The 22571-nt window shown below is 68.2% G+C and carries 20 protein-coding genes and 1 pseudogene; 10 read left to right on the forward strand and 11 right to left on the reverse strand.

Translation table 11 applies throughout. The features are described from left to right. The first annotated feature begins 163 nt into the window (after positions 1-163). From F1D05_RS12015 to F1D05_RS41940, 6 genes and pseudogenes are all read left to right on the forward strand, one after another. Entirely contained in the window at positions 164-928 is a 765-nt protein-coding gene (locus F1D05_RS12015; RefSeq protein WP_185447646.1) for an inositol monophosphatase family protein, read from the forward strand. A 286-nt stretch (positions 929-1214) separates the two neighbouring features. Continuing rightward, positions 1215-3194 carry an ABC1 kinase family protein gene (locus F1D05_RS12020; protein WP_185447648.1) on the forward strand — a complete coding sequence of 660 codons (1980 nt, stop codon included), beginning with the start codon at positions 1215-1217 and terminating at the stop codon, positions 3192-3194. Positions 3195-3228: 34 nt separating this feature from the next. Next, a complete protein-coding gene (locus F1D05_RS12025) occupies positions 3229-4629 on the forward strand; it encodes an MFS transporter (RefSeq protein WP_185447649.1) in 1401 nt (466 codons plus the stop codon). A 102-nt stretch (positions 4630-4731) separates the two neighbouring features. Further along, positions 4732-5019: a 4a-hydroxytetrahydrobiopterin dehydratase gene (locus F1D05_RS12030; RefSeq protein ID WP_185447651.1), complete on the forward strand. Its 288-nt coding sequence runs from the start codon at positions 4732-4734 to the stop codon at positions 5017-5019. Between the two features lie 51 nt (positions 5020-5070). Continuing rightward, positions 5071-5595: an acyltransferase domain-containing protein gene (locus tag F1D05_RS41935; protein WP_281388939.1), complete on the forward strand. Its 525-nt coding sequence runs from the start codon at positions 5071-5073 to the stop codon at positions 5593-5595. Between the two features lie 22 nt (positions 5596-5617). Then, positions 5618-5899: pseudogene (locus F1D05_RS41940) on the forward strand (acyltransferase domain-containing protein); the annotation flags it as partial. A gap of 17 nt (positions 5900-5916) precedes the next feature. Here F1D05_RS41940 and F1D05_RS12040 read toward each other — a convergent pair. The 5 genes from F1D05_RS12040 to F1D05_RS12060 form a co-directional block, all read right to left on the reverse strand. Beyond that, positions 5917-7098 (reverse strand): hypothetical protein, encoded by a 1182-nt coding sequence (locus F1D05_RS12040; RefSeq protein WP_185447653.1) that lies wholly within the window; start codon positions 7096-7098, stop codon positions 5917-5919. A gap of 78 nt (positions 7099-7176) precedes the next feature. Further along, entirely contained in the window at positions 7177-7806 is a 630-nt protein-coding gene (locus F1D05_RS12045; protein ID WP_246486621.1) for a DedA family protein, read from the reverse strand. A gap of 52 nt (positions 7807-7858) precedes the next feature. Beyond that, a complete protein-coding gene (locus tag F1D05_RS12050; protein WP_185447655.1) occupies positions 7859-8824 on the reverse strand; it encodes a phosphotransferase in 966 nt (321 codons plus the stop codon). Then, on the reverse strand, positions 8821-10002 hold the full coding sequence (locus tag F1D05_RS12055; RefSeq protein ID WP_185447657.1) for a cytochrome P450 family protein: 1182 nt from the start codon (positions 10000-10002) through the stop codon (positions 8821-8823). The genes F1D05_RS12050 and F1D05_RS12055 overlap by 4 nt, the downstream gene beginning before the upstream one ends. A 10-nt stretch (positions 10003-10012) precedes the next feature. Further along, entirely contained in the window at positions 10013-12724 is a 2712-nt protein-coding gene (locus F1D05_RS12060; RefSeq protein ID WP_185447659.1) for an ATP-binding protein, read from the reverse strand. A 145-nt stretch (positions 12725-12869) separates the two neighbouring features. Between F1D05_RS12060 and F1D05_RS12065 the strand changes: the two genes are divergently transcribed. The 4 genes from F1D05_RS12065 to F1D05_RS12080 are packed head-to-tail and all read left to right on the forward strand — an operon-like array spanning position 12870 to position 16870. Beyond that, a complete protein-coding gene (locus F1D05_RS12065) occupies positions 12870-13931 on the forward strand; it encodes a class I SAM-dependent methyltransferase (protein WP_185447661.1) in 1062 nt (353 codons plus the stop codon). 24 nt (positions 13932-13955) lie between these two features. After that, positions 13956-16085 carry an alpha/beta hydrolase gene (locus F1D05_RS12070; RefSeq protein ID WP_185447663.1) on the forward strand — a complete coding sequence of 710 codons (2130 nt, stop codon included), beginning with the start codon at positions 13956-13958 and terminating at the stop codon, positions 16083-16085. Positions 16086-16116: 31 nt separating this feature from the next. Continuing rightward, positions 16117-16443 (forward strand): ArsR/SmtB family transcription factor, encoded by a 327-nt coding sequence (locus tag F1D05_RS12075; protein ID WP_206686180.1) that lies wholly within the window; start codon positions 16117-16119, stop codon positions 16441-16443. Next, complete coding sequence (locus F1D05_RS12080) at positions 16433-16870, forward strand: SRPBCC family protein (protein ID WP_185447667.1); 438 nt, start codon at positions 16433-16435, stop codon at positions 16868-16870. The genes F1D05_RS12075 and F1D05_RS12080 overlap by 11 nt, the downstream gene beginning before the upstream one ends. Here the strand turns inward: F1D05_RS12080 and F1D05_RS12085 are convergent. Genes F1D05_RS12085 through F1D05_RS12110 form a run of 6 tightly spaced genes read right to left on the reverse strand, consistent with a single transcriptional unit; the run spans position 16830 to position 22298 of the window. Then, complete coding sequence (locus tag F1D05_RS12085; protein ID WP_185447669.1) at positions 16830-17627, reverse strand: ABC transporter permease; 798 nt, start codon at positions 17625-17627, stop codon at positions 16830-16832. The two genes, F1D05_RS12080 and F1D05_RS12085, sit on opposite strands and share 41 nt — an antisense overlap. Then, positions 17611-18459, reverse strand: coding sequence for a 2-aminoethylphosphonate ABC transporter permease subunit (locus F1D05_RS12090; RefSeq protein WP_185447671.1), 849 nt, complete (start codon positions 18457-18459; stop codon positions 17611-17613). The genes F1D05_RS12085 and F1D05_RS12090 overlap by 17 nt, the downstream gene beginning before the upstream one ends. Further along, positions 18459-19493 carry an ABC transporter ATP-binding protein gene (locus tag F1D05_RS12095; RefSeq protein ID WP_185447673.1) on the reverse strand — a complete coding sequence of 345 codons (1035 nt, stop codon included), beginning with the start codon at positions 19491-19493 and terminating at the stop codon, positions 18459-18461. The genes F1D05_RS12090 and F1D05_RS12095 overlap by 1 nt, the downstream gene beginning before the upstream one ends. Then, positions 19490-20515 (reverse strand): 2-aminoethylphosphonate ABC transporter substrate-binding protein, encoded by a 1026-nt coding sequence (locus F1D05_RS12100; RefSeq protein ID WP_206686181.1) that lies wholly within the window; start codon positions 20513-20515, stop codon positions 19490-19492. Before F1D05_RS12100 ends, F1D05_RS12095 begins: the two co-directional genes overlap by 4 nt. Continuing rightward, positions 20512-21198 carry a phosphonatase-like hydrolase gene (locus tag F1D05_RS12105; RefSeq protein WP_185447675.1) on the reverse strand — a complete coding sequence of 229 codons (687 nt, stop codon included), beginning with the start codon at positions 21196-21198 and terminating at the stop codon, positions 20512-20514. The genes F1D05_RS12100 and F1D05_RS12105 overlap by 4 nt, the downstream gene beginning before the upstream one ends. Then, positions 21195-22298, reverse strand: coding sequence for a TIGR03364 family FAD-dependent oxidoreductase (locus tag F1D05_RS12110; protein WP_185447677.1), 1104 nt, complete (start codon positions 22296-22298; stop codon positions 21195-21197). The genes F1D05_RS12105 and F1D05_RS12110 overlap by 4 nt, the downstream gene beginning before the upstream one ends. Positions 22299-22571 lie beyond the last annotated feature (273 nt).

Below are 22571 nucleotides of genomic sequence, written 5' to 3' on the forward strand. Positions count from 1 at the left end.
GAGCTGCCACAGCCAGTCGACAGCGCTCGGGCGAGCGGGCACCAAGGCGGTCCCGCAAGCTGAACGTGACCGAGCTACTGCTGCAACAGGCGAGGAACATCGCCGGGTATGTCAGGAGCTGGGTAGCTGGGCGGCCGGCCTGGAGTTGATAGCGTCGGCGGTCGTGGACAGCGCGGATGACTTGCAGCTCGCGTTCACCATTTCGGATCTGGCGGCAGACCTTGCGCTCGGGTACTTCGAGTCTGGTGTCTCGGCGACGCTGAAGGCCGACGGCACGCCGGTCACGGAAGCCGATCGGGCAGTCGAGCGATTGTTTCGCGAGAGGCTGTCTGCGGCGAGGCCGGCGGATGCGCTCCTCGGCGAGGAACTCGGTCGACTCGGTGAGTCCGATCGGGTCTGGATCATCGACCCGATCGACGGCACGTCGTACTTCAGCCGGCGTGACCCGAACTGGCGAGTTCAGCTCGCGCTAGAGATTGCCGGGAGCATTGAGCTCGCGGTGGTCACCGCCCCTGCGCTGCGGCGCCGCTGGTGGGCAACCCGAGGCGGCGGTGCCTACGAGTCATCCTGGCCACCCGAACAGGCCGAACCGATGCGCCTCGAAGTCAGCACCACCTCACTGATGGCCGACGCTCGGCTCAACGCCCTGGACGATGCATCCAGAGCTCGTCTCCCGCCGAGCGCGGCGCGCGCACCGGAAAGCCCTCTCCCACTCGTCGAGCTCGTACGTGGCGAAACCGACGCCTTCTTGGTCGAGCGCTACTACGTCTGGGATCACGCGCCATGGATCCTGCTCGTCGAAGAGGCGGGCGGCCGGTTCACCGATCGAGCCGGCGGACATGCGGCCGATCAAGGCGGCGGCCTGTACTCCAACGCCAACCTGCACAGTCGGCTGCTCACTGCCCTTCACTACCCGCCGCACTCCTAACCGCCGGAACCACTGCCTGGCGTACTGGGCTCGGGATGACCTTGTGCTCGGTTTGAGTACGCCTTCAGCCGCAGGTACTCAGACGGAGCACAGAGTCGCCCGTGGGAGCCCGCCGTAAGTCCAGCGCCCAGCTACCTGAAGCCGGGCGCGACCCTGCGGCAGCACTCAATCTCTTGTCTTTACTCTCTGTTCCTGCCTTTCCTTGTCCCCTTGGTCTCCGGGGGGCAGGGGTGGGTCACCCGTGTGGGTGAGGGTGGGTGGCACCTGTACGGCCTAGGGTCGGGGGATGGATGTGGTGTTGGTTGGGTTGATCAACGTTGGCGTGTTCATGGTGATCTTCGTTCCGGTGTCGCAGCGGTTGCTCGGGGTGCGGTTCGGGCTCGGGCGGCTGGCGGTCGGGGCCGGGCTGACGCTGGCGATGTTCTCGCCGCTGATGAGGGCGCTGGCCGGGCCGTTGCCGTGGACCGGGTCGAGCGGTACGGCGATCGCCTTGCTGGCCCTGGATGCGCTCTGTTCGATGCTCGCCGGGCTGATCTTCCTGGTCCTCGCCGAGGCGTTGGTGCCGACCGGCTCGTTGCCCAGGGCCCGTGATCTGCGCCGCGATCTGAGCGGCCGGATCGCCCGCACCAAGCGTTACCTGCAGATCCTCCGTATCGCGATCCGCCACGGCCTCGGCCCCTACCTGCGCGGCCGTCGCCGCCCCGGCCGGGAGAACGCGGCAAGCCAAGCGGATCTCGCCCGCTCGCTGCGGTTGGCACTCGACGAGGCCGGCGTCACGTTCGTCAAGCTCGGCCAGGTCCTCTCGACCCGCAGCGACCTCATCCCCGCCTCCGTCGCGCAGGAGCTCAGCCGCCTGCAAGACCAGGTGTCCCCCGCACCCTGGCCCCAGATCAAAGCGGTCCTCACCCACGAGCTAGGCGCCCCACCGCACCAGGTCTTCGCCGAGTTCGACGAAGACCCCCTCGCCGCCGCCTCTGTCGCTCAGGTCTACCCGGCCCGTCTCAACGACGGCTCGCAGGTCGTCGTCAAGGTCCAGCGCCCAGGCATCGCCTCGGTGGTCGACCGCGATCTCGACATCGTCCAACGCCTCGCCAGAACGCTCGAACGCAACACCGACTGGGGCCGGTCGATGGGTGTTCGCGCCCTGGCCGGAGGATTCGCCGACGCGATGCGGGAGGAGCTCGACTTCACCGTCGAGGCCCGCAACATGACCAGCGTCGCGGCCGGCCGGACGGTTGCGACCAGCAACGACATCGTCGTACCGGAGCTCCATCCGCGGTTCTGCACCCAACGGGTACTGACGATGCAGCGACTGGACGGCATCCAGCTGGGCAACGCGGCTCGCTCGATCGCCGACCGCGGCCTGGATGCCGCGCGACTGGCGAAGATCCTGTTCGACTGCCTACTGGGACAGGTCGCCATCGATGGCGTGTTCCACGCGGATCCGCATCCCGGCAACTTCCTGCTCCTCACCGACGGCCGGATCGGGATGCTCGACCTCGGCTCGGTCGGCCGGCTCGACTCGGCCACCCGGGAAGCCCTGCAACGCTTCCTGCTCGCTGTCGACCACGGCGATCCCACAGCCGCCACCGATGCGCTGCTGGAGATCGTCTACCGCCCGGACACCATCGATGAGCAGGCCCTCGAACGCGCCGTCGGTCAGTTCATGGCCCGTCATCTCGGCGCAGGTGCAGCCCTCGGCCCGGCCATGTTCAACGACCTGTTCAAGATCATCACCGCCCACGGTCTCGGCGTACCGCCCGAGGTCGCCGCCGTGTTCCGCGCGCTAGCGACGATCGAGGGCACGATCTCGCGGATCAACCCCGGCTTCGACCTCGTTGCCGCGTCCCGCCAGTTCGCGTCCGCCCATGTCACCGACCGGCTCGCGCCCGACGCGTTACGCCGTACGGCGACTGAAGAGCTGGCCACGTTGCTGCCGATGTTGCGGCGGTTGCCGCGGCGGATCGACCGGATCGCCGCCGCGGCCGAGTCCGGACGGCTGAGCGTCAACGTGCGCTTGCTCGCCGATGAGCGCGATCGCCGGCACCTGACCGGCCTGCTCCACCAGGCGTTGCTCGCGATCCTCGGTGCCACCGCCGGTCTGATGGCAGTCCTGCTGCTCGGTACGCCGGGAGGCCCCCAGGTCACCGACTCACTCAGCCTTTTCCAGCTCTTCGCCTACAACCTGCTGGTAATCTGCGCAGTTCTCGTACTGCGAGTGCTCGTCCTCGTCTTCCGCCTACCGGACAGCCGTATCCGGAGTTGACTTCAAGCGCGCTTGAGCTCTGAAGATAGCGGGCATGTCCTTGACCGACGTACGCGCTCCCAGACTGTTCAGCGGGCCACACCTGCCCTTGGTGCTCGGGGTGATCGCCCTCGTCACCCTGGGCGCGTTCGAGAACCGGGCAATCGGTACCGCGCTGCCGACGATGGTCCGCGAGTTCGACGCGCTCGGCAGCTTCGGCCTGGCCAACGCCGCACCGAACGCGAGCTACCTGGTCTCGCTGGCGATCGCCGGGCTCTGGGCGGATCGCCGCGGCCCGATCCCCGCGTTGCGAGCCGGTGCGATCACCTTCGCCCTCGCGCAACTGCTCGTCGGCACAGCCCAGGGAATGCCGATGGTGGTCGCCGGACGGCTGCTGAGCGGCCTGGCCGAAGGACTGCTGGACGTCGCGTTGATGGTGCTGGTCGCGCGAGCACTCCCCGCCGTACTGCGCCCGCGGATGTTCTCGTTGTTCGCAGCGATGTGGATCCTGCCGTCGGTCCTCGGCCCGTTCGTGACGGGGTTGGTGACCGAGCGGTTCGGCTGGCGGTGGGTGTTCATCGGCGCGGTCACCTTGGTCGTCCCCAGTTGGCTGCTGCTCCAGCCCGCGATGCGACTGTCCGCCCAAGCGATCGCGCCCGAGCGGACCCAGAAGCAAGCAGACGAGCTCGAAGCCTGGCGGGCCGCTCTGCCGTGGGCGTTCGTCGCTTCGGTCGCGCTGTTCACGCTGACCCTGGCCGGTGACCAGCTCGAGGGCCACCGACTCGTGGCCGGTCTGGCGATCCCACTCAGTCTGGTAATCCTCGGACTCGCCGCAGTACGGGTGATGCCACGAGGCACGTTCGTCGCGCGTCGCGGCTTCCCGGCCGTGGTCGCAGTACGGGGCCTTGGTGGAGCCGCGTTCGCCGGGACGGGCGCGTATCTCCCGCTGTTGTTGACGTTGCGGCACGACTTCAGCCCTTCGCGGGCAGGGATCACGCTGTCGATCACCGGCGTGAGCTGGGCGTTCGGTTCATGGCTGCAGGGCCGCGACCACGGCTTACAGCGAGTCTCCGTACTGCGAATCGGCCTGACCCTGATGACCACCGGGCTCGCGGTCACCTCGTTGCTCGCGTGGAGCGATTCGGCCGACTGGGCCGGGTTGATCGGCTGGACGTTCGCCGGCGTCGGCATGGGCCTCAGCTGGTCGAGCCTGTCGGTACTGACCCTCGATCTCTCCGACGCCGGCAACTCGGGCCGCAACGCCAGCGCCAGCCAGATGGCCGGCAGCATGAGTATCGCCACCGCCCTGGCGATCAGCGGCACCCTGCTCGCGCTGAACGCCGCGGACCCCGGCCCCTGGGTCTTCGGCACGATCATCACCGCAAGCGCCGTCCTCGCGCTCGCCGCCCTCGCAACCTCACACCGAGTGCGTCCCGCGCCAGCGGATGGGCACTAGTGCCCCGTGTCGGAGGTTGGGTTAGCGATAGCGGTGGTCAGGTGCGTGCCTGGGCGCCGGTAGCGCAACGCAACTTCCGACACGGGGCACTAGAGTGTGGGCATGGCTGAGCTGCTGACGGATGACCAGATCGACACCGCGGTCCGCGACCACCTGCCGGAGTGGAAGGTCGCCGAGAACGCGCTCGTCCGCAGCGTCAAGAAGGACACCTTCCTGGACGGCATCCGGCTGGTCGCGACGGTGGCGCAGCTGGCCGAGTCGATGAACCACCACCCGGACATCGACATCCGCTACACCACGATCACCTTCCGGGTCAGCAGCCACGACGCCGGCGGCATCACCGACGACGACCTGGTGCTGGCCCGCCACATCGACACCGCCGCGGGCTGACCTCCGGCTGGTCGCCGTCGGCCGTAACTATCTGACAGCTACGGTTGGCAGGTGACCACTGCTGAGGAGTACCGCCTGCTGGGCTTCACCGACGCCGATCGGGAGGCCGCCGAGAAGTTCCAGGCCGACCCGCTGGCGGTCGCCAAGCTCGCCTCCGAGATCCGCCGCGTGATCGGTACGTTCCCGGCCGAATCAGAAGGCATCACCATGCCCGACGACTCGCGGAACTCGATCGCGGCGTTCCTCGAGACGGTGCCGGACATCCGCCGGTACCACGCCGAGCGCGGGATCAGCGACGAGGTCAGCTGGGCCACCCTCGCGGATCTCGGCAAACAACTCGACGTCAGCCGGCGGACCAACGGCGAGTACGGGCTCGAGACGCACTGGTGGATGACGATCCACTGGGTCGGCGCGATCTACGCGCTCGGCCGGCTGCAGTACCTGCTGCACCGGGTGCCGGACAACAACCCGGTCCCCGGCGTCGAGCCAGGCGAATGGGTGATCGGCGTCCACATCCCCGAGACCGGACCGCTGACGCCCGAGGCCCGTCGACGACAGCTTCGCGCAGGCTCGTGAGTTCTTCCCGCGGCACTTCCCGGAGTACCCGGTGAAGACCATGACGCTCGGCTCCTGGCTGATCGACCCGTACCTGCTGAACCACCTGCCGGAGGACTCGAACATGGTCCGCTTCGGCCGGCGCTTCACGCCGTACGGCGAACCGCGCGACTCCCAGGACAGCGCGGTCTTCTTCACCTTCCGCAGCCACGACCTGGAGAACCTCGACAAGCTCCCCCAGGACACCACCCTGCAACGCCTCGTCGTCGACCGCATCAAGCAAGGCGGCACCTGGCAGAACGCCTTCGGCTACGTGCGGATCTAGTGCCCCGTGTCGGAGCATTAGGAACGCTTCGGTACCCCGTACTTCTGCAGCCAGCTCAGCAACTCGATGTTGCTGACGCAGCGCACGTCCGGTTGCGTGCAGGTTTCCTGGACGAAGCTGGTCAGCGCGTCGGAGTACACGCTGTTGTTCCAGCGGTTGAAGTGGTTGCCGAGGAAGAGCGGCGGGTTGCCACCGGCCCGTGATCGGCGGAGCGCGAGCCGGTAGGTGGCGAGCACCTGCGCCTTCAGGGCGGGAGCGTGCGACGCGGGAGCCTCGTGCGCCTCGGTCTGCGAGTACCAGAGGTTGTAGTCCATCGTCAGCGTGTTCTTGTGCGTCCCAGCGAGCTCGACCGACTGCAGCGGGAAGTTCCAGACGCCGTCGGACTTCTTCGGCCAGGCGATGTAGCCGGGCTCGGAGGCGTCGTACAGCATCCCGCGCTGCCGCATGACCTGCCGGTACGCCGGGCGGTTACCCTCCAGGCAGGGGGTGCGCATCCCCTTCACTGTGGTCGGGTCGAACGGTGCCGCCAGCGGCTTGCCCGCGGCCAGCGCCGGGCCTTTGTCCACCATCAGGTCGAACGCCTTGAGCTCATCGCTCCACTGCGCCGCGCTCCACTTGTCGATCCCGGTCTTGCCGCAGAAGTGGCCGTTCGCGTGTGTGCCGATCTCATGCCCCTCGGCGATCGCCTGACGCAGTACGGCGGCCCGACGGACGACCTTGTCCGGGTCACCCCAGCCGATGTCGGAGGAGCCGGGATTCTTGTACGGCGGTTTGTAGTCGGTCTTGTGCTCGCCGGGGTAGAGGTACGGGCCGGAGAGGAAGAAGGTCATCCGCGCGTTGACCTGCTTGGCGACCTGCCGCCAGTGCGACCACAACGTGAGATCGCCGGCGCCGTCGAACGAGACGACCACGAACAGCGGTGCCTTGCCGTTAGCGAGCCGGGCGGGGAAAGTCCGCGTCACCGGAGCCGCGTTCGGCGGCTTCACTCCCGGCGTCAGCGTCGTCGACGGATCCGGCTCGGTCGGCGTCGCGCTCGGCGTCGACGGGGTGCCGGAAGGCGTCTCAGCCGGCGAGGTCTGCTCGGAAGTCGTGCGAGGATCCGCCGAGGGAGCGCCCTCGAGAGGCACATCCCCGCAGCCGGCAACGAGCGCCGCGGCGACAACCACCGCGCTGATCAGTACGCCTGCCCTTCGCCTCACCACGCCCCTACTGACGCACGCGAGAGCGGTCCGGTTGGCCCGGGACACACCTTTGCGGGGAAAGCGGACCGGCGATCGTTACCCGGCTGTGACCTTGGCGGCTTTGCGTCGGCCGGCGATCCGGCGTGAAGTTTCCAGCACCGTACCGATCAGAAACGCGAGCCCGAGGCTGAACGCGAGCGCCTTCAGCGAGTCGTGCGCGAACGCGTCGCCGCCGATGTAGCCGAGCAGCGCGACGTAGGTATAGGCGATCGTGACGCCCGCGATGGTGAAGACGATGAACTTCCGGAACGAGTACGCCGTGGCGCCGGCGGTGAGAGTGGCCACCATCCGGGCACCCGGGATGTAGCGGACCGTCATCAGGACCAGGCCGCCCCGAGTGTGCAAGGCCTTGGAGACCTTCTCGTACATCGCCTGCCGAGCCTCTCGCCGTCGCATCCAGCGCCGCAACGCCGGACCGGAACCACGGCCGAGGAAGTAGCAGGCGGATTCGCCGATCACCGAGCCGACCATCGCGACCACGATCACCAGCAGCAGGTTCTGATGGCCCGCCGCGGCGGCCATACCGGCCGTGACGACCATGCCCTCACTGGGCACGATCGGGAAGACCGCGTCGACCGCAGCGGCCACGAAGAGGATGAGCAACAGCCACTGCGAGACCATCGCCACACTCAACAGGTGTCGGACGACCTCCATCAACTGTGTCACGCCCCGAGCCTCTCATCCGGTGTCAACCCGAACCCAATCGATCGCGGGCCGTTCAGTCTGGAGCGAGCCAAGAATTCATCCGCAGCGAGGCCAGTGTTCGCAATGGGGCTCCGGCGAACTCCCCTGGCTCCTGGTGCAGTGCGCGATCCCACACCAGCGCCCGGGCGACCTTGCCGATCCAGCAGGCGAGTTCGAGCTCGGCGAGCAGCTCGGCCGGATCGCCGAACACCTCCAGATAGGCGTCGCGCGGGCGGCGTACCTGCGGGTCGTCGGGGTCGACCTCGAGCCACCGGGCCAGCGAGCCGAGGCCCACGAGCATGCTCGTGAACGGATGCGCGAGCACGCTGTCGCCCCAGTCGTAGAACCTGACCTGCCCTGTCGGTCCGCCGAGGATGTTGTTCGTATGCAGGTCGTTGTGATCCAGGCTGACCCGATCGGGCAGGTCGGCGCACCGCGCGGCGAACTCGGCTCGCTGCCCGACCACCCACGCGTGCTGCTCCTTGGCGACCTCGCTGTCCGATGAAGCGGTGTACCGGCCGGTTGTCTCCAGCGCTTCGTCCAGTCGCTGAGGCATAGCCGCCGGACGCATGTCGGTGACACCGGTCGCGAGCAGATCCTCCGCATGCGGCTCCAACTCGACCTGCAACTGCCCGTACTGCGGAAGCACGCTGATCATCGCGTCCGACAACCCGGCCGTTCCACCAAGCCGCTCCCGCAAGGTCGGGCCGCCATCAGGCAGCAGCACCCAGCCGCGTTCGACGTCCACCGCGATCGGGTCCAGCACCCACTTCGGCGCGACGGACGCGAGCAGCCGGTACAGCGGTACTTCGAACACCGTCTCGGGGCCGGGCGCCTTCAGCCAGACGGTCCCGCTGTCGGTGTCGGCGCGCAGCACTGTCCCCCACGGCTTGAGCCGAGGCTGGGTCACCTCACCGACCCGCTCGATCCCGGCGGCCATCAGCTCTTCGTCGAGCCAGCTCACTGCTTGCGCGAGCCACTCTTCGGATGACCAGTTCACAGCCTGACCGGAAGTCTGGTGATCGCGTTCATCAACAGGCCTTGGCTGCGGACCGGGTCCTCCTCGGGCTCGGCCAGGGCCAGGTCGGGGAAGCGCTCGAACAGCATCCCGAGCGCGACCCGCCCTTCCAGCCGGGCGAGTGGCGCACCGAGGCAGTGATGGATCCCGTGCCCGAAGGCGACATGGGCGTTGTCCGGCCTGGCGATGTCCAGCTCCTCGGGGTTGCCGAGCTTCTGCTGGCTCCGGTTCGCCGCCAGGAGGGCGAACACGATCACCTCACCTGCCTTGATCGTGACTCCGCCTACCTCGATCGGCGCCTGCGCGACGTACGGGATCGCCGCCTGCAGCGGGCCGTCGTACCGGAGGAGCTCCTCGATCGCGGCGGGCAGTCGCTCGGGCTCGGCCTGCAGCAACGCGAGCTGGTCCGGGTTCCGAAGCAGGGCGTGAACGCCGTTGCTGATCAGGCTGACGGTCGTCTCGTGGCCGGCCGCGAGCAGCAGGTAGACCATCGAGGTCAGCTCGTCGGGCGTCAGCCGGTCGCCGCCGTCGCGGACCGCGATCAGGTCCGACAGCAGGTCGCCCGACGGCGCGACCCGCTTGTCCTCGATCAGCTCGCGGATGAAATCGACCATCGCCCGCGCGGCCTCGAAGTACACGACGTCGCTGTGCACCGAGCCGTTCACCACGATCGAGGACCAGCGCCGGAAGTCGTCGCGGCGGATCGCGGGGATGCCGAGCAATTCCGAGATCACGGTGATCGGCAGCGGATAGCTGTAGCTGTCGACCAGATCCACCTCGCCGCCAGCGGCGGCCAGCTCGTCGAGGAGGCCTGCAGCGATCTCGCGGATCCGCGGCTCGAGCTGCTCGATCCGGCGTCGCGTGAACGCCGCCGAAACCAGCTTGCGCAATCGGGTGTGATCCGGTGGGTTGGCGCTGAGCATGTGGGTGTCCATCGCCTGGACCAGGCTGCCGTCCGCCGTGTCCATGTGCGGCCCGTGAGCGAGCGCCCGGACCACGTCCGGATGGGCGAGCAGTTCACGCGTCTCTGGGTAGCCCGTCACCAGCCACACCGGCACCCCGGTGAAGAGCGTCTGGTGATGCAACGGCCCGGCCGCCGCCAGCTCGTCGAACGTCGCGAGCTTCTTGACACCACTGGTCTCGATGAACGGCGAAGTCATGCCCGCCAGCCTACGTATCGAGCGGGCCGAGATGCTTGGCCAATTCCGTCCGGGAGTGGATGCCGAGCTTCGCGTACACCTTCCGCAGGTGGTACTCGACGGTCTTCGGGCTGAGGAACAGTCGGGCCGCGGCAGCCCGGATGCTCTGCCCGTCGACCAGCAGCATTGCGATCTGGCGTTCCTGCGGGGTGAGCTGGTCGGCGGTCGACGGCTCGCGCCGCCGGGCCGTCTCGCCGGTCGCCTTCAGTTCGGCCGCGGCCAGGTCCGCCCAGCCCGGAGCTCCCAGCCGATCGAAGTCGCTCACCGCCAGCCGCAACTGGGCTCTCGCGTCCACTCGCCGACGAGCCCGCCGCAGCCAACCGCCGTACGCCAGTCTGGTTCTCGCGGTCTCGAACACGTCGAGCGTCCGCCGATGCCACTCGAGCGCCTCGCCGAACCGCTGCTCGTCATCGTCGACCAGACCGCGGACCCGCGCGGCCCGGCCAAGGGCCCACGGTTGTCCCTTACCTTCAGCCCGTACTGCGTACTCGCGCGCGGAGGCGGCCGCTTCGTCGACTCGGCCGAGCCGCAGATACACCTCGACCAACTCGGGCGCGGGCGACAGATCCGGATCCAGCAACCCGAGCGAGTTGAGCACCTCCACCAACCGCTCGTACTGCGGGAGCGCGCCGGCCGGATTCCCCTGTCCCAGCTCGAGATCCCCCAACGCGAACAACGCCCACGCCCGCCCGATGTGGATCTGCCGTTCGGTACAGATCTCGATCGCCTCGGCCGCCAGCGCCCGGCACTCCTCGGCGCGACCTCGATGCGCCGACAACCACGCCTGCCCAGCCAGGCAGATCGCCAGCTCGGTGGTCTGCCCGGTCTCGCGGGACAACCGGATCCCCTCGTCGTACGCCGCGGCCGCGTCCGCCCAGCGATCGGTCGTCGCGTCGTCCCGGGCGAGGTGCATCAGCAACGCCGGAAGTGTGCCGACAGCGACCTGCTCCCGCTTCTCGCGCATCGCTTCCTCCAGCAGGGCGCGACCCGTCCCGGCCTCGCGGAGGAAGAGTGGTGCGAGTGTCATCCAGATCTGCCGGCGCCGATCGCGATCCAGTTCGGCGGACGGCTCCAGGTCGATGGCCTCCCGGATCTGCTCGGTCCCTGCTCGACCGGCCAGGATCTTGGCGCTCCCGCTGGCGAGCAGGCCGAGGATCTTCACCGCGGGCCGATCAGCCTTCGCGAGCAGCCGATCAATCCCCTCGGCTGCTTGCAAGGCGCCGGCCGCATCGCCCAATCGGAAGCAGGCATTGACCACATCACTCAGCAGGCCGATGGCGGTCTCCACCTCCGTGGTCTCGGCCGCTGCGGCGAGGAGGATGTCGCGAGCGCGGGCGGGCGATCCGCACTTCACCGCGATGTCGGCGCGCAACTCGTTCGCCCAGCTTCTGGTCCCCATTGGCGGTTCGTAGGTCAGTGCCTCGCCGAGTAGACCGTCCGCGCGGTCCGGCAGGCCCGCGAACCAGGCTGCCTGGCCTGCCTCGACGAGTCTCACTGCGCGTTCCTGGTCGTGTTCTGTCAGTCGGGCCGCTCGCTCGAAGGCAGTCGCCGCGACCGCATGCGCTCCTCGCCCGGCTGCATGATCGCCCGCGAGGTGGAGTGCCGCGGCGACCTCGTCGTTCTCGCCGAGGACGGTCTCCGAGAGATGCCACGCGCGGCGATCGACCTCGTTCCGCCCCAACGCCGCCGCGACCGCCCGATGCACCGTACGGCGCTCCGCCGGTTCCGCACTCGCGTAGATCGCCGACCGGACCAGGGGATGGCGGAACTCGACGCGCCCGTCTCCGATCACCACCAGCGTGGCTTGCTCCGCTTCACCCAACGCGGCCACGTCCACACCCAACTCGCTACAGGCGCGAGCGACCACCCCCAGATCACCGTCATCCACCGCGGCTACGAGCAACGCCGTACGGGCGTCGGTACTGAGCCGTGAAGCCCTTGCAGCAAAGGCGTCTGCCAGCAGCGCGGGGACCGGGACAGGTACCCCCGGCGGTAGGCGCTGGAGCTGTTCGGGATCGTTCACCAGCTCCAGCAACGCCAGCGGGTTGCCGGCAACGCGGCGATGCAGCTGAGCGACCAGATCGACCGGCAAGCCGCCGTTGGTGGCGACGATCTGCTGGGCGGCCGGGAGGTCGATGCCGGTGAGTTCCAGCCTTGGCAGGTCGGCCTCGGCCAGCGGATGAGCTTCGCCGGCGCGGGCGGCGATCAGGAGGACGATCGGGTCGGCGAGCAACCGGCGGGCGGCGAACAGGAGCGCCTCTGCCGACGGGCGGTCGAGCCACTGCGCGTCGTCGACGAGGATCGCGACCGGCGCCGATTCGGCGTACCGGCAGATCAGACTCAAGGTGGCCGCCCCCACCGCGAACCGGTCGGCGGCCGCGCCGGAGCTGAGCGCCAGTGCGGCGGCCAGCGCTTCGCGTTGTGGGGCGGGGATCCGATCGAGCTCGCCGATCGCCGGCCGGAGCAACTGGAGCAGGCCGCCGAACGGGATCTCGCGTTCCGCCTCGGTGCCGCGGGCCCGGAGCACGCGCAGCCCGGCGGCGAGTGTCGCCGCCTCGGCCACGAGCGCCGACTTCCCGATCCCCGGTTCCCCGGTGATCAGCAGCACTCCACTCGTGCCGACCCGTGCCCCCGCGACCAAACCCTCGATCACCCGCCGCTCGGTCTCCCGCCCGATCAGCATGCCCCGCAGTCTGCATCGCCACCCCGCTCCGGCACCAGCCCTTAACCGCGCGTCGAGGTGGGCGGACCAGGTGGGGCACCTGATGCGACCGGGCGGCTGCCGCTCCTACGGTCGGGCGCACAGATACCCAGGGAGGGGAATCAGAATGACTACGGTCGAACAACAGATCGACGGCGACAAACTGATGGCGTTCGTGTTCCGGGCGGTCGACGAGGTGGGGGCGACGCTGAACGCGGGGCTGGTGGTGATGGGCGACAAGCTCGGCTACTACCGCGCACTTGCCGGCGCCGGTCCGGTGTCACCGGCGGAACTCGCCGAGCGGACCCAGACCAGCGAGCACTACGCCCGCGAGTGGCTGAACGCGCAGGCCGCCGGCGGGTTCGTCGAGTACGAGGACGGCCGGTACGTACTGCCGGCCGAGCACGCGATCGCGCTCGCCGACGAGAACAGCCCGGCATTCCTGCCCGGCTTCTTCCAGATCGCGCTCGGCACCGTCCACAACACCACCCAGACGATCGAGGCCGCCCGCAGCGGCGCCGGGATCGGCTGGCACGAGCAGGATTCCGATGTCCACGACGGCTGTGAGCGATTCTTCCGGCCCGGCTACAACGCGAACCTGCTGGCCGGCTGGCTGCCGGCGCTGGAGGACGTGGTCGGCAAGCTCGAACGCGGTGCCCGGGTGGCCGACATCGGCTGCGGCCACGGCGCCTCGACGATCCTGATGGCGAAGGCGTTCCCGAACTCGACGTTCTCCGGGTCCGACTACCACCCGGGATCGATCGAGATCGCGAAGCAGCGGGCGGCAGAGGCAGGGGTCGACATCTCGTTCGAGGTCGCGCCCGCCACGGCGTACAGCGGAACGGGCTACGACCTGGTGACGACGTTCGACGCGCTGCACGACATGGGTGACCCGGTCGGCGCCGCGCGCCGGGTCCGCGAATCGCTCGCCGACGACGGTACGTGGATGGTCGTCGAGCCGATGGCCTGCGACCGGGTCGAGGACAACCTGAACCCGGTCGGACGCGCGTACTACGGCTTCTCCACACTGCTCTGTACGCCGGGATCGCTGTCGCAGGATGTCGGGCTGGCGCTCGGTACCCAGGCCGGTCCGGCCCGGATCCGCGACGTCACGACCGCGGCCGGATTCACCCGGTTCCGGACCGCGGCCGAGACCCCGTTCAACCTGGTCTACGAGGTTCGTCCCTGAGACAGTGCAGGCGAGGGGGTCTGGATGACATCGAAACCGCAACGTCCCGCGCACCCGGCCGACCAGGAGGGGACGGTCGAGCGCGACGGGGTGACGATCGCCTACAGCGTCTACGACTCCGCCGCGACCAGGGGGAACGGCGGAGTGACGGTGGTGCTGTTGCCGACCTGGTCGATCGTGCCTTCGCGAGTCTGGAAGGCGCAGGTGCCGTATCTGGCCAAGCATTTCCGGGTCGTCACCTTCGACGGACGCGGGTCGGGCCGGTCAAGTGCGCCGGCCGGTCCCTCGGCGTACGCGGATCGTGAGTTCGTCGCGGACACCCTCGCCGTACTGGCGGCCACGGGCACCGGAACCTGTGTTCTGGTGTCGCTGTCCCGTGGCGTGCCGTGGGCCTTGCAGGTCGCCCATGAGCTACCCGATCAGGTGCTCGGTGTCACCTGCATCGGGTCGGCCGCCGGACTCGCGCCGGCCCAGGAAGAGCGCATCCGCTGGTCGTGGAACGAGCGGCACGACACGACCGAGGGCTGGGCGAAGTACAACCGGCACCACTGGACCGAAGGTGGGTACGACGACTTCCTGCGCTTCTTCTTCGCGCAGATGTTCTCCGAACCACACTCCACCAAGCAGCTCGAGGACGGTGTCGGCTGGGGTCACGGGATCAGTCCGGAGCGGCTGGTCGACACCGAACTCGCCCGTCAGGATCGCATCCCCGGCGTACAGGAACTGGCCTGTCCGGTTCTGGTCGTGCACGGCTCCGACGACCACATCCGTCCTTTCTCCGAGGGCGTCGCGCTGGCCGAGCTGACCGGCGGTTCGCTGATCACCGTGTCCGGTGGCGGACATGCACCGAACGCGCGCGACCCGGTGATGGTGAACCGGCTGCTCAAGGACTTCGTGGACCGCGTCGCACCTGTGCAACCGGTACGGCGTACGTGGGTCCGCGCGCTGAATCGGCCGAAACGAGTGCTTTATCTGTCATCACCGATCGGGCTCGGGCATGCCCGCCGGGATCTGGCGATCGCGCGCGAACTCAAGCTGCAGAACCCCGGGTTGGAGATCGACTGGCTCGCGCAGCACCCCGTCACGCGGGTGCTGGCGGATGCGGGCGAGACGGTGCACCCGGCTTCGGCGTACCTGCTGAACGAGTCGAGCCACATCGAGTTCGAGTGCGACGAGCATGACCTGCACGCGTTCCAGGCGATCCGGCGGATGGACGAGATCCTGGTCGCGAACTTCCTCACCTTCGCCGACGTGATCGACGACCAGTACTACGACCTGGTGGTCGGCGACGAGGCCTGGGACGTCGACTACTTCCTGCACGAGAACCCTGAGCTGAAGCGATTCGCCTATGCGTGGCTGACCGACTTCGTCGGCTGGCTGCCGATGCCGGACGGCGGTGCTTCGGAGGCCGCGCTGACCGCCGACTACAACGCGGAGATGATCGAGCAGCGGGCGCGGTTCCGCCGATTGCGCGATCGCTCGCTGTTCATCGGCGATCCGGACGACATCGTCGACGCGAACTTCGGGCCGGGGCTGCCGTCGATCCGTTCGTGGACCGAGGAGAACTTCGACTTCACCGGCTACATCACCGGTTTTGACCCTTCGGAGACCGCCGACCGGTCGCTGTTGCGCGCCCGCCTCGGCTATCCGCTCGACGCCAAGCTCTGCCTGGTCACCGTCGGCGGGTCAGGCGTCGGGACTTCCCTGCTGCACAGGGTTCTCGAGGCCATCCCGATGGCCCGGCGCGCTGTTCCAGGCCTGGAGTTCGTCATCGTCACCGGGCCGAGGATCGACCCGTCCACGCTGTCTTCCGTTCCAGGCGCGACCATCCACGGCTACCTTCCGGATCTCCACCACCACCTGGCCGCGGCCGACGTCGCCATCACCCAGGGCGGCCTCACCACCTGCATGGAACTCACGGCAGCCCGAGTTCCCTTCATCTATGTCCCCCTCCAACATCACTTCGAGCAAACCTTCCACGTCACCGCCCGGCTGAACCGCCACAACGCCGGTCACCTGCTGCCCTATCCTTCCTGCACCCCGACTGCTCTCTCGGACACTCTCGCCAAGCTCCTGACCGAACCGGTGAGCTACCTCGCTCTCCCCACCACCGCTACGACGACGGCGGCCACGCTTCTCTCCGAGCTGCTCTGAGGGTTGACACAACACTTCACCAAATGGTGAAATGTTCTCCGTGTTGGCTACTACGTTCGCGGCGCTCGGGGACGGCACCCGACTGGCTGTGGTGACCCGGTTGAGTCGCGGGGAAGCGACGATGGGCGAGCTCGCGGCGCCACATCAGGTAAGCCTGCCGGCGATGACGAAGCACGTCGGAGTGCTGGTGGACGCCGGATTGGTGAGCCGCCGGAAGGTCGGGCGAACGGTGGTCTGCACCTTGCGGCCAGAGGCGTTCAGCGAGCTGCAGACCTGGCTCGGCGACCTGACGGAGTACTGGAACACGACCATCGACCGACTGGAAGACCTGTTGCGAGGGAGTGACGATGAGCACTGACGTCCGGATCGAAAGGGTGCTGCCGGCAACGATCAGTCGCGTGTACGACGCCTGGTCGCGACCGGAACTGCTGACCCAGTGGTACTGCCCGAATCCCGCGCACGACCTCAAGGTGGAGGCGGACGTGCGCGTCGGCGGCGGGTATGTCGTGACGATGGGCCCGCATGTTGTCCGTGGCAACTATTTGGAGGTGGAGCCGCCGCGCCTGCTCGCCTTCACCTGGAAGTGGGACGGCAGCGAGGACGAGATCTCAGAGGTCCGCGTCGAGCTGTCCGAGGTCGACGGCGGTACCCACCTACTGCTCAGCCACACCGCGCTGAGCAACGCCGAAGACGCGGCCGGTCACCTGCAGGGCTGGGAGCTCCAACTGACCCGCCTGACCGATCTCATCTCTCAGCAGCCCGCCCCCGCAACCGATCCAGCGTGACCACGAGTACGACGGTGACCGCCAGCAGTACGAGTGATTCGGCCGCGGCCACGAAGGTCTGGCCGCGATCGGTCAGGGCGAAGATGCTCACCGGCAGGGTCCGCCACGACGCGGGATAGACCATGATCGTCGCGCCGACCTCGCCCATCGACAACGCGATCGACAGGCTGCCCGCGGAAACGATCGCGGGCAGCAGCATCGGCAGCCGAACCTTCCACAGCACCCGGGCCGGCGACGCCCCCAACGAGGCCGCCACTTGAGCGAACGCGTCGTCGGTCCGCTGCAGCGCTGCCGCGACCGTTCCGTAGCTGAAGGCGATCATCAACACCAGGTGCGCGATCACCACGATCCACTTGGTGCCGTTCAGCAACACCGGCTGACGTGAGAAGGCGACGAGGAGGCTCAACCCCACCACGACGGACGGTACTGCGATCGGAAGGTGGTGCAACGCGTCGGCGAAGCGAGCGATCGGCGCGGGCGCCGACCGGCTTGCCAGTGCGGCCCAGGTCCCGAAGACGACCGCGAGCAGACCACCGAGGAGCGCGGTCTGCAGACTGACCGACAAGCTTGCCAGTTGGTCTCCCGACAACGCCTCGCTCAGATGTTCTCCGGTGAAGGCGGCGGGTAGCACCCCGTTCCACGTTCCCGAGAAGGCTGCCGCCGCGACCACGACGAAGGGCGCGAGCACAAGTACGCCGAAGACGATGGCGAACGCGAGCCAGGTGAGGATCCGGCCAGGCCTAGTCCAGAGCAACACGGTGATCTCCCAACCGGGCCAGGCCCGCCCGCAACGCGACGTACAGGCCGATCGACAGCAGGATCTGGACGACCGCGATCACGCAAGCGCTCGGGTAGTCGAACATCACGATGCCCTTGGTGTGGACGAGCATCGGCAAGGTGGTCGTGCCACGCGCGCCGAGGAACAGCACGATGCCGAATTCGTTCAGCGTGAGCAGGAGTGTCAAGCTGCCTCCAGCAGCCATTGCCGGGCGCACCTCCGGGAGTACGACAGTTCGCAGTACGCGCCAAGGACCGCCACCCAGACTGGCCGCTACGTCCAACTGCACCCGCGGGATCTGGCCCATCGCCCCGAGCAACGGCCGCATCACGAACGGCGTGTAGAAGGTGATCTCGGCCAGGATCACTGCCCACGGCGAGGTCAGGAACCCGCCGCTGATCGCGCCGAGAATCCCGGCGGTTCCGTAGATGAAGGTGAACGACAACGCCACCAGGAACGATGGCAGCGCCAGCATCGCGTCGACCAGGCCGGACACGATCCGCGCGCCCGGGAACGGCACGAAGCTGATCACGACCGCCAGGAAGGTGCCGACGATCAGGCAGCCGATCGTCGCCGAGACCGCGATCTGGACCGTCCGCACCAACGCGTCGCGGAACTCGGCCGACCCGATCACCGCCCGCCAGGTTACGAACCCGCCGGCGAACGACTGACCGGCGACGAGCACCAGCGGATAGACCACCAGTCCGGCCAGCAGCAACAGCGGAGGCAGCAACCAGATGGACCGGCTCCAAGCTTTTTGGGCCGATCGCCTCTGGTTGCTGACAGGCAAGTTCAGTACCTCGGCGGCCATCAGCGACCCTCCGCCGCGACCAGGCTGCACGCCTCGGCCGGCAGCACCAGCGAGACCTTCGCCCCTACTCCGGGGAGCCGGTTGGATGCGGGTACGTCGACCTGGACCGGTACGTCGGGGAGCCCGTCGATCGTGCACGTCAATCGGCTGGAGGCACCCCGCCATTGCGCCGCCACCAACCGCCCTGGGATCCCGTTCTCGCCCAGCTTGATGGCGTGCGGCCGGATCACCAGCAACTGGTTGCCGCTAGCAACGTCCGTTCGCAGTACGGGATGCCCGGCGAGCCTGACTTCGCCGCCGGCGAGCTCCACGGGCAGCAGGTTCGCGCCACCCAGGAAGGACGCGGTGAAGGCGGACGGCGGAGCGGCGTACAGGTCGGCGGACGGCGCAATGTCGACAAGTCGAGCATCGCGCATCACCGCGATCCGGTCGGCGAGCGCGAGCGCCTCGGACTGGTCGTGCGTGACGTAGAGGATCGCCACGTCCGGCACCTCGCGGCGCAGCTTCTGCAGTTCGCCGAGCATGTCTGCGCGGAGTTGCGCGTCGAGTGCCGCGAGTGGCTCGTCGAGCAACAGCACCTGTGGCTGGATCGCCAGCGCCCGGGCGATCGCCACCCGCTGCTGCTGCCCACCGGACAGCTCGCGCGGGAACCGCCGCGCGAACATGCACATGCCGACCATCTCCAGCATCTCCGCGACCCGGCGGCTCACCTCGGCCCTCGGCTTGCGCGCCGCCCGCAGTCCGAAGGCGACGTTGTCCGCGACGCGCAGATGCGGGAAGAGCGCGTACTGCTGGACGACGACCCCGATCCCCCGCCTGGCCGGCGGTACGTCGGTGACGTCCACGCCGGCCAGCCGGATCCGGCCGCGGCTCGGCCGGACGAAGCCCGCGATCGCCTTCAGCGCGGTGGATTTGCCCGAGCCGGACGGTCCGAGCAGGGCGACCGTCTCGCCGGCGGCGACGGTGAGATTCAGCCCTTCCAGCGCGACCGTCCGGCCGAACTGAACCGTCACCTCCTCGAGCTCGACGGTCATCCCGACACGGCCTTGGTGTACGCCGCGACGTCCGCGTCGAGGTCGTTCAGTACCGCGGTCCAGTCCGGCTGGTAGACCTCGACGCCGGTCATCGCCTGCTCGACGGCCTGGAAGTTCGCATCGGCCGGCTTGACGTCGGAGCGGGCGGGAAGGCCGAAGGAGTCACTCGAAGCCGTCTCCTGCGCCTCGGGCGAGAGCAGGTAGTCCATCAACTTCCTGCCGCCCTCGCTGTTCGGCGCACCCGCGCCGAGGCCCATCACGTACGGGAGGTCGAGGGTCGTCTGCTTGCCGTCCGGGCCGGCCGGGAAGAGCAGGGCGAACGCGGACTTGTCGTTCTTGATCGAGGCCAGGTTCATCTGGACGTCGCCGTTCGCGACCCAGATCTCGGCCTTGCTCACCTTCGGCTGCAGCTTGCCGGTCGAGGCGGACGGGCCGACGTTGTTCTTCTCCAGCTTGGCGAGGTAGTCGAGGGCACCCTGCTTGCCGAGCAGGTGCTGCAACAGCAGCAGTACCGCCGTACCGTCGCCTGCCTGGCCCGGGGTCGAGTACTGGATCTTGCCCTTGAACTTCGCGTCGAGCAGGTCGTCGAACGACTTCGGCCGACCGGCCTTGGGGTTCACGATGAAGCTCAGATAGTTGTCGACCACGGCGACGTAGTCCGGGCCCTTCAAACCTTTCACCTGGTCGCTGCCCGGTACGGCGTACGGCTGCAGCAGCTTGTCCGCCGAGGCCTTCTGGATGAACGGCGGCAGGGTCACGACCACGTCGGCCTGCGGGTTCGACTTCTCCTTCTGCAGCCGGGAGACCACCTCGCCGGAACCGGCCTCGACGATCTGGACCTTCATCCCGGTCTGCTGGGTGAACTTGTCGAAGCGGGCCTTGTACCAATCGGCCAGCCCATCGGCGGTGTAGACGGTCACGATCGTGGTCTTGCTATCGGTGGTCGACGCCGCGCCGGTACCACCGCAAGCGGCGAGCACGCTGATCAGGACTCCGGCGAGCAGGGGCTTGATGATCTTCACTTCTCCAGCTTTCGGTCGGCGAGCAATCCGGGCAGATCCCGGATCGATGCGAGTACGTGCGTGGCGCCGGCGGCGACGAGTTGATCGTTGCCATGGGCACCGGTAAGGACTCCTGCGACGATTCCGGCCCCAGCCCGGACTCCTGTGGTCATGTCGTAGGCGGTGTCACCGGCCACTGCCACAGCGGCCACGGCATCGGCTTTCAGCTCCAGCACGGCTTTGAGCACCAGGTCCGGATACGGTCGGCCCCGGCCCGCTTGCGCGGGACAGAGGGTGAGGTCGGCGAGGCCCCGCCAACCGAGAGCGGCGAGAATCCGCTGCTGGGTGGTCTCGGCGAACCCCGTGGTCAGGCAGACCTTCGCGCCGGTCTCCTTGATCGCGCGGATCGCGTCCTCGGCGCCAGGGATCGGCGCGCAACGACCTTCGTCCACAAGTACGCCGTACGCCGTCTCGAAGGCCTTGTTGGCCTGCTGTGCCGCTGCTTCGTCGCCACCAAGCAGGTGCCGGAAGACGGTGATCTTCGACTCGCCCATGGTGGTGCGGACATGGTCGAGCATCTCGTCGTACCTGCGCGTTTCGGGTTCGATGCCTTGGGCACCGATAGCGCTGGTGAAGGCCTTCTCGACCAGGCCGTCGTCGGCGACCGTCGTGCCGGCCATGTCAAGCACCACGAGTTGGATCACAGTCCTGCCTCCGAATACGTCGTCTCGGCGATCGCCGGCGACATGGTCATGCCGCGTCCGCCTGGTCCGGTGATCAGGTGCACGTTGGGGGACGGCTCACGGCGTACGACGACCTCGCCTGGCGTGATCGACTGGGAGTAGACGCCTGCCCAGCGGCGTACGATCTGCGGCATCTTCTGGCCGAGAAGGGATTCGACTGCTTCGCGCAGGTAGTCGTACGGTTCGCTCTGGACGTCGAATCCGAACGGCTCGGCGTACTCGTGTGTGTCGCCGATCGTGAGTCCGCCGTGTGCGCGCTGCACCATCAGCAGCTGCATCGCGTTGCTCTGGGCAACTCCTGCTTGCGGCGTCTCCTTGAGCGCGTCGAGCGCGGGACCTTCGTACGCCGGGTAGTAGCGGAAGCTGTCAGCGTCGGCGACTGCCGTGGTGAGCTGCTGCTCCAGCGGTGCCGTCTGCATCATCTGCAGCCGTACCCGTCGGACCGGCAGCTCGCCGGCGAGCTCGCGGATCAGGCCGCCGTGCCAGGCGCCGGTGCAGAGCATGATGACGTCGGCTTCATGGGTCTCGCCGTGGTCGTCCCTCAGCTTCTGGTTGCTGACGTCGCGGATCTCCCGGCCGCTCTTGAACTCGTACCGGCCGGACTTCTCCAGCTCGTTCCTGAGCTGCTTGAGCACCTCGCGCGGTTCAACGATCGCGTCACGACCGCACCAGAGCGCCCCCAGAAGGTCGCCCTTCAACGCCGGGTTGCGGCGCCGGGTCTCCTCAGCGTCAAGCAACTCGAACTCGCGCTCTACCGCATCCTCACGCCCAGCAGCCTCCTTCGCGACGGCCAACTCGACGTCGGTCCGGCAAACCGTCAACGACCCGTTCGACCGAAACCCGATCCCGGACACCCGCGCCCACAACTCGCGAGCCCGCAGAGCAGTCGCGATCTCCGCCCCATCAGCGCGCCCACTGACCCAGACCAGCCCAAAGTTCCGAACACTGGCCCCTCGACTCCCCAACTCCCGCTCGATCTGCACCACCTGATGCCCACGCCTCACCCCCTCCCAGGCGTGAAACGTCCCCAACACCCCGCCACCCACCACCACAACCCGCACAATCCCTCTCCCAACCTCGACTCCTCCTCAAGATTGGTCCGGACCAATTACATCAACGTCCCCGCCACCTGTCCCACAGATGAACCCCCCGAAAACACCAGCCCCCACCACGCCTCTCCGAACGGCGGACACCCCACGCCGTCCCCACAAACACGGCGCCTCCCCAGGCACGACCGCACTCACCCCCACCGCGCCGCCCTTACCCCCACACCCCGGACGACCGCCTTGCCCCATACCCCGCCTTCCCTCACCCCCCAGCAACCGACGGGCGTC

Origin of the sequence: Kribbella qitaiheensis, assembly GCF_014217565.1 — a bacterium.
Taxonomy (GTDB): domain Bacteria; phylum Actinomycetota; class Actinomycetes; order Propionibacteriales; family Kribbellaceae; genus Kribbella; species Kribbella qitaiheensis_A.

Bases quoted from the DNA above. Each gene is read 5' to 3' on its own strand.
- F1D05_RS12020 (WP_185447648.1), top strand. From the start codon at position 1,215: ATGGATGTGGTGTTGGTTGGGTTGATCAACGTTGGCGTGTTCATGGTG.
- F1D05_RS12025 (WP_185447649.1), top strand. From the start codon at position 3,229: ATGTCCTTGACCGACGTACGCGCTCCCAGACTGTTCAGCGGGCCACAC.
- F1D05_RS12030 (WP_185447651.1), top strand. From the start codon at position 4,732: ATGGCTGAGCTGCTGACGGATGACCAGATCGACACCGCGGTCCGCGAC.
- F1D05_RS12055 (WP_185447657.1), bottom strand. From the start codon at position 10,002: ATGACTTCGCCGTTCATCGAGACCAGTGGTGTCAAGAAGCTCGCGACG.
- F1D05_RS12060 (WP_185447659.1), bottom strand. From the start codon at position 12,724: ATGCTGATCGGGCGGGAGACCGAGCGGCGGGTGATCGAGGGTTTGGTC.
- F1D05_RS12065 (WP_185447661.1), top strand. From the start codon at position 12,870: ATGACTACGGTCGAACAACAGATCGACGGCGACAAACTGATGGCGTTC.
- F1D05_RS12070 (WP_185447663.1), top strand. From the start codon at position 13,956: ATGACATCGAAACCGCAACGTCCCGCGCACCCGGCCGACCAGGAGGGG.
- F1D05_RS12075 (WP_206686180.1), top strand. From the start codon at position 16,117: ATGTTCTCCGTGTTGGCTACTACGTTCGCGGCGCTCGGGGACGGCACC.
- F1D05_RS12080 (WP_185447667.1), top strand. From the start codon at position 16,433: ATGAGCACTGACGTCCGGATCGAAAGGGTGCTGCCGGCAACGATCAGT.
- F1D05_RS12090 (WP_185447671.1), bottom strand. From the start codon at position 18,459: ATGGCCGCCGAGGTACTGAACTTGCCTGTCAGCAACCAGAGGCGATCG.
- F1D05_RS12095 (WP_185447673.1), bottom strand. From the start codon at position 19,493: ATGACCGTCGAGCTCGAGGAGGTGACGGTTCAGTTCGGCCGGACGGTC.